This is a genomic window from Klebsiella sp. MS 92-3 (assembly GCF_000195655.1).
GTDB classification, from domain to species: Bacteria; Pseudomonadota; Gammaproteobacteria; order Enterobacterales; family Enterobacteriaceae; genus Klebsiella; species Klebsiella pneumoniae.
The window spans coordinates 9092-15195 of the sequence record NZ_GL882814.1 but is presented as its reverse complement, the minus strand read 5'-3'; the positions used below and the strand labels follow the sequence as shown (position 1 = coordinate 15195).

General features: G+C 54.1%; 5 protein-coding genes. All 5 read right to left on the bottom strand.

Annotated elements, in window-relative coordinates; all coding sequences use genetic code 11:
* Window positions 1-12: 12 nt before the first annotated feature.
* The 5 genes from HMPREF9538_RS13210 to HMPREF9538_RS13230 all read right to left on the bottom strand — a co-directional run bounded on the left by HMPREF9538_RS13210 (window position 13) and on the right by HMPREF9538_RS13230 (window position 6055).
* The gene (locus HMPREF9538_RS13210; RefSeq protein ID WP_009485186.1) at window positions 13-1806 is read right to left on the bottom strand and encodes a filamentous hemagglutinin N-terminal domain-containing protein; all 1794 of its coding nucleotides are present in this window, start codon (window positions 1804-1806) and stop codon (window positions 13-15) included.
* Between the two features lie 65 nt (window positions 1807-1871).
* Window positions 1872-3542 carry a ShlB/FhaC/HecB family hemolysin secretion/activation protein gene (locus HMPREF9538_RS13215; RefSeq protein ID WP_009485185.1) on the bottom strand — a complete coding sequence of 557 codons (1671 nt, stop codon included), beginning with the start codon at window positions 3540-3542 and terminating at the stop codon, window positions 1872-1874.
* Window positions 3543-3915: 373 nt separating this feature from the next.
* Window positions 3916-4641: an amino acid ABC transporter ATP-binding protein gene (locus HMPREF9538_RS13220; RefSeq protein WP_009485183.1), complete on the bottom strand. Its 726-nt coding sequence runs from the start codon at window positions 4639-4641 to the stop codon at window positions 3916-3918.
* Window positions 4641-5315 (bottom strand): glutamate/aspartate ABC transporter permease GltK, encoded by a 675-nt coding sequence (gene gltK, locus HMPREF9538_RS13225; protein ID WP_002894707.1) that lies wholly within the window; start codon window positions 5313-5315, stop codon window positions 4641-4643. Before gltK ends, HMPREF9538_RS13220 begins: the two co-directional genes overlap by 1 nt.
* Window positions 5315-6055, bottom strand: coding sequence for an amino acid ABC transporter permease (locus HMPREF9538_RS13230; protein WP_002894709.1), 741 nt, complete (start codon window positions 6053-6055; stop codon window positions 5315-5317). The genes gltK and HMPREF9538_RS13230 overlap by 1 nt, the downstream gene beginning before the upstream one ends.
* Between the last annotated feature and the right edge of the window lie 49 nt (window positions 6056-6104).

Below are 6104 nucleotides of genomic sequence, written 5' to 3'. Positions count from 1 at the left end.
GGGTGGTTTGTCTTATTTCACCGTGTTGACTTCGGTGCTCTTGAAATACTGTTTTCCACCCATGTCGCTAACATATTTCTGCGATGAGTTCAGTACCAGCTTGTCAGCAGTTAACGTCCCGACTCCGCATTTCGCCAGGCCCAGGATGCCGCAACTTTTACCACCATTGACCACTTTGGTGGCGGTTAACGTCATGTTGCCGCCCGCGCTGAGGGTTGAATAATTGTAGATCGCGCCTTTATTTTTGGTATTTAAGGTCAGGTCGCCGGTGCTGCTGATCTGCCCTTCGTTGGTGATATCTGAGTAGGTCGTGATTGAAATATTTTTGGCAGTAATATTGCCATAATTATTCACTACGCCGTGATCGGTGGTGATATCGGCGGCATTCATATAACCATTTTGGTTCAGCCAGTAGCTGTGGGCGGTAATGGCGTTGGTTGCCTCAATACGACCACTGCTGCTTTGCGCCAGCGTTCCATTGGTCTGCAGATTGATATTTTCGCCGGTGATATTGCCGAGGTTATAGATCTCGCCCGTATTGGCGCTGCCGTCCTGTGTAAGCGACTGAATGGTGGTTTGGCCAGTAGAGTTAATATTGCCGGTGTTTTTAAAGCTGTCGCCGACAAACGTCAGGCTGGTGTGTTTGGCGCTGATTTTGCCTTCATTGAGGAAATCACCGATTGCCGTGGCGGCAATCTGGTTATTTGACAGCAGGGAGGCTTTTTCTTCGTTGCGGATTTTCCCGCCGCTGGTCAGGCTTAATCCACTGGTGCCGGTCATCGTGCCTGAGTCGCCGTTGGTGATGTTGCCGTTAGCGGTGGCAATCAGCTGGCCGCCGGAGAGAGAACCGGTGTTAACGATATAATCGCCACTGGAGAGCATTAAATAATAGGCGCCGGCGATGCTACCGTCATTGGTGATGCCCGTGACGGTGGAAACCTGGCTCAGCAAACCTTTGCCCGTTATTGACCCTTTGTTCAGCAAATTACCGTTGCTGGTGAGCATCAGCGTGCCGTTGGAGATAATAGAACCCTTATTACGTACGCCAAAGCCGATATTATTGCCAACCATGCTGATGCTGTTGGCCTCAATGCCGCCAAGGCTGCTGACGTCGATGCTGTACTGCGGGTTAACCGTCATCTGGATCAGGGTGGCCTTTTTACCGGCGGAGGTCACCGAGCCAGAGCTGTTATCCATGGTGAAGTTGCCCGCGCTGACCAGGGCGTTGTTGGCCTGCACTTTACCGTTAATCTTAATCGCGTCGGCGAGCAGAACCGCGTAGCCGTTGGCGGCGTTCATGCCATTTTCGCCGATGGTGAGGGTGCCTCCCGTTACGGTATAGCTGCCGATGGCGCCATCGTCGGTCATATTAACCTTGCCGGTGGTCAGGATAGCCTTGTTGGTATTAACAAAGCTACAGCCGGAACAGGTGATGCCGTTCGGGTTGGCGATTACCACATCCGCTTTCTGACCGTTGACTTCGATAAAGCCCTTCAGGCTACTGGCGTTTTTGGAGGTCACCTCGTTCAAAATCACCGAAGCGCTGCCGTCGGTCAGATTATTGTTGCGGGCGATATTGCCAAATGTGCTGTGGCTGACATCATCGCCGCTGTTATTAAGGATGGTGCCATTGGTGCCGACGTTGAAGTCGCGGTACAGGTTATGGGAGACACCGGCGGCGTTCGGCTTTTCAATATCGATAACCGTGGCGCCGGAAGAGTGCGTATAGCTTGTGGGGTCGGCATAAACTACCGACGAGGTTAATACTGCCGCCAGTGCGACATAAGAAGCCTTAAACTTAAACATTTTCTTTATTCCTTTAAATAATGATTAATAAATAATGTAAATATGACGAGTCAATAATGTGCGAATTAATACCTCCACTGTAATGAAAAGCCCATATTCAGGGCGTCGCTATGAAACTTATCCGGTTTACTCAGCGGGGTACTAATAAACAGATCGTACTGCGTTGACCATAGCTGACCGCGCAGCCCGCTGACGGCGCCGGAGAGCACTTTGCCTTTTTGATATAGATCGGCGCCGATAAGACGGCCTATATCCGCGCCCAAATAGAATTGCCGCTCGTGGGTGGCCAGATCCCAGATAAAATCGTTGCGCCAGTACCATCCCTGATTGCCGGACAGGCTGTTTTCACCGTCAAAACCGCGCACGCTCCAGCGGCTGCCAATATTGAATTTATTATCGGAAGCGAGTTTGTCCGGGCTGAACTGGGCGCTGAGGCGGGGAGCCCAGGTAAATTTGTCGCCGGTGGCGTCAAATTTCATCATTGCCTGCAGATTACCATGCACAATCCGCGACAGCGGGCTATACAGCCCGGCCTGCTCTTCCGGCGTTGCTGTCGAGCTGAGCCACGGCAGGCTGCGCTGGATGCCGATGCTGGCATCAACAATCTTTTTGTTAAAGTAGTGCTGGTGGTTGAGGATGAATTCCCATGAGGGGTTCTGCTTGCGCATCACCAGTAGCTCACTGCCGCCGAAGTAATAATGCGAGGTGCTCTTGGCGATCCGCAGGTCAGCGGTGGTTTTTTGCTGCCGGGTGTGGGAGAGCAGACGACTCAGCGTGGCGCTGTAGTAGCGATTTTTACTCTTATAATCCATCGTCGACCAGTTGCCGTTAAACTGCTGACGATACTGGCTGTATGCCCCGTAGGCGCTTAGTGTCCAGTAGCCAAAGGGAATGGAGTAATACAGGCTGCCGTTGTGGTTGCCGTCGTTATGCTGATTGAATTCAATATCGCCCCCGCCGGAAAGGTACAGGATATCGTTGAGGGTGGTCAGGTCATAGAGATAGAGGGCCCCGCCGGCCTGGTAGCGTCCGCTGGCTTTGCTGCCGGCGTCGTCAAGCCAGGCGCCAAGCTGCCATTTTTTCGCCAGGCTGCGGGCGATCTGGATATCGCTTTCTCCCTCGTGCTGGCCCGGCAGCAGTTTCATGTGCGCGGTGGCGCCGGGCAGACGCTGCAGGTTGGCCATCCCTTGCTCAAGGTCGCTTAAGCGCAGGATAGTACCGGAAGAGGTGGGCAGGGAATTCCACAGGCGGGTGGTGTCCGAGCCGTTGGCATAGTCGATAGCGCCCACTTTGCCATAGTGCAGCGTGAACCTGAGTATGCCGTGCTCCAGCGACTGGGAGGGCACATCAATCAGCGAGGTGATGTAGCCTTGCGCGATCAGCTCATTTTGCAAGGTATAGGCCAGCAGGCGAATGCCTTCGCTACCCAGACAGCGTCCCTGCGCCTGCCGCGCGGTTTTCGCCAGTAATTTCCGGGTGAGCGCCTGGTTATCGGAGTCGATATCGACCCGGTTGATCAATTTGCAATGCGTTTCCTCAGGAAAAGGGATCCCCTGCGGCGCCACGCGCTGTTGTGAAGACTGAAAATCCTGTTGCTGCGGCGCCAGCGCCTCCTGGCGGGCTTTATCCTGCTCCGTCTGGTGAGTAGAAGAGGCCAATGGCGCGGCCCCGGCGGCTGAGGTGCCCGCCAGCGTGATAAACAGCAGCCCGGTGAGCGTGCGAGATCGAATTAACATGAAGCAATATCCATTTGTTTCATTGGTTTGGTGGCGCATCCATTATTCTGCGAGCGGCAGAGAATATTGATGGTCTTTATTTCGGCGCAGGCGAGGTCAGGCAAGAATATTATATTCAATTAATAAAATAATCGTGCGACGAACCTGTTACAAGGCGTTATATGCTAGCGGCGGTGGCAATGCCGGTCCACGAATTCATTATTGAATTCTTTATGAATTGATCGATTTAATAAATAAGTTCAGCTTTTATCGCCCAGGTTTATTGGGTACGTAAATGATAGTAGCGATAATCTGCCGCATAAATAACATTGGCGAATAATATGGCGGAAAAGATTAACTGCGCATACCGGGCGGTATGCGCAGAGAAAAACCATTAATGAAGTATTTTGGCGAGGAAATCTTTGGCACGCTCGGATTGCGGATTGGCAAAGAAGGCCTCTTTATCGGCATCCTCGACAATCTTCCCTTCATCCATAAAGATCACCCGGTTCGCCACCTTGCGGGCAAAGCCCATCTCATGGGTCACGACCATCATGGTCATCCCCTCGTTGGCCAGTTCGACCATAACGTCCAGCACCTCGTTAATCATCTCCGGGTCAAGCGCTGAGGTGGGCTCATCAAACAGCATGGCGATTGGGTCCATACACAGGGCACGGGCAATGGCCACGCGCTGCTGCTGGCCGCCGGAGAGTTGCGCCGGGTATTTTTCCGCATGCGCCGCCAGGCCAACGCGCTCCAGCAACTTGAGGCCTTTCTTGCGCGCTGAGGATTTATCGCGGTTAAGCACTTTGACCTGCGCCAGCGTCAGGTTGTCGATAATCGACAGATGCGGGAACAGTTCAAAATGCTGAAACACCATGCCGACGTGCGAGCGCAGTTTAGCCAGGTTGGTCTTTTTATCGTTAACCACGGTGCCATCGACAATAATCTGCCCCTGCTGTACCGGCTCAAGGCCGTTCACAGTCTTAATCAGCGTGGATTTACCGGAGCCTGACGGTCCGCAGACCACCACGACTTCGCCTTTTTTCACTTCCGTGGAGCAATCGGTCAGCACCTGAAAGTGACCATACCATTTTGAAACGTTTTTCAGGGTAATCATTACACAGTCCTTTTCTTCAACCAGCTGACCAACAGCGAGGCGCTGAGGCTAATCACAAAATAGACGCCGCCCGCGAACAGGATCATTTCGACCTGGGTTCCGTCACGCTCGCCAATGGTGGAGGCGGTACGGAAGAAGTCGGCGAGACTCAATACATACACCAGCGAGGTATCCTGGAACAGGACGATCCCCTGGGTTAGCAGCAGCGGCACCATGGCGCGGAAGGCCTGCGGCAGGATCACCAGCCGCATTGACTGCCAGTGGGTCATCCCCAACGCCAGCGCGGCGCTGGACTGGCCGCGGGAGATGCTCTGAATGCCGGCGCGGATAATCTCTGAATAGTAGGCGGCTTCGAACATCGAAAACGCCACCATCGCCGAGATCAGGCGAATATCCGTTTTCGGCGACAGTCCCAGCACGTTCTGCAGGAAGCCCGGGACAATCAGGTAGAACCACAGCAGGACCATCACCAGTGGGATTGAGCGGAATACGTTGACGTAGGATTTAGCAAACCAGGCCAGCGGCAGAAAGCTGGACAGGCGCATAACCGCCAGCAGGGTGCCCCAGACGATGCCGACCACGATGGCGATCACCGTAATCTTCAGGGTGATCACCAGCCCTGCCAGCAGATAGGGCATGGAAGGAACGATCGAACTCCAGTCAAAATCGTACATTATTTGCCTCCCATATTGCCAGGCAGGCGAACCTTACGCTCGACCACATACATAATCAGCATAATCACCGCGTTGATGAAAACATAGGCCAGGGTGATGGCGGTAAAAGACTCCCAGGCATGAGCGGAGTAGTCCAGCAGTTTGCCCGCCTGCGCGGCCATATCGGCCAGACCGATGGTGGAGGCGATGGCCGAGTTTTTCACCAGGTTCATCATCTCCGAGGTCATCGGCGGCACAATAACGCGGTAGGCGTTCGGCAGCAGCACGTAGCGGTAGGTTTGCGGCAGGGTCAGGCCCATCGCCAGGCCGGCGTTCTTCTGCCCGCGCGGCAGCGACTGGATGGCGGCGCGTACCTGCTCGCAGACGCGAGCGGCGGTAAACAGCCCCAGGCACAGCATGGAGGAGACAAAGAATTGAATGTTTGGGTCCAGCTCCGATTTAAACCACATGCCGATATTTTCCGGCAGGAACTCCGGCACCACCAGGTACCAGGTAAAGAACTGCACGATCAGCGGCACGTTGCGAAACAGTTCGACATAGCAGGTGCCAATGCCCGAGAGGAAGCGATTGGGTACCGTGCGTAAAATGCCGAACAGTGAGCCGACGAGAAAAGCGATGATCCAGGCCGAGATGGAGAGGGCGACGGTGATTTGAAAACCGCTCCACAGCCAGCCCAGGTAGGTAGTGTTGCCGAAGGGGGCCTGTTGCAGGAATATCCCCCAGTTCCAGTCTATTGACATACATGACTCCTGGAAAAAAAAGGGTAGCCAGTGCTACCCTCGAAGACGG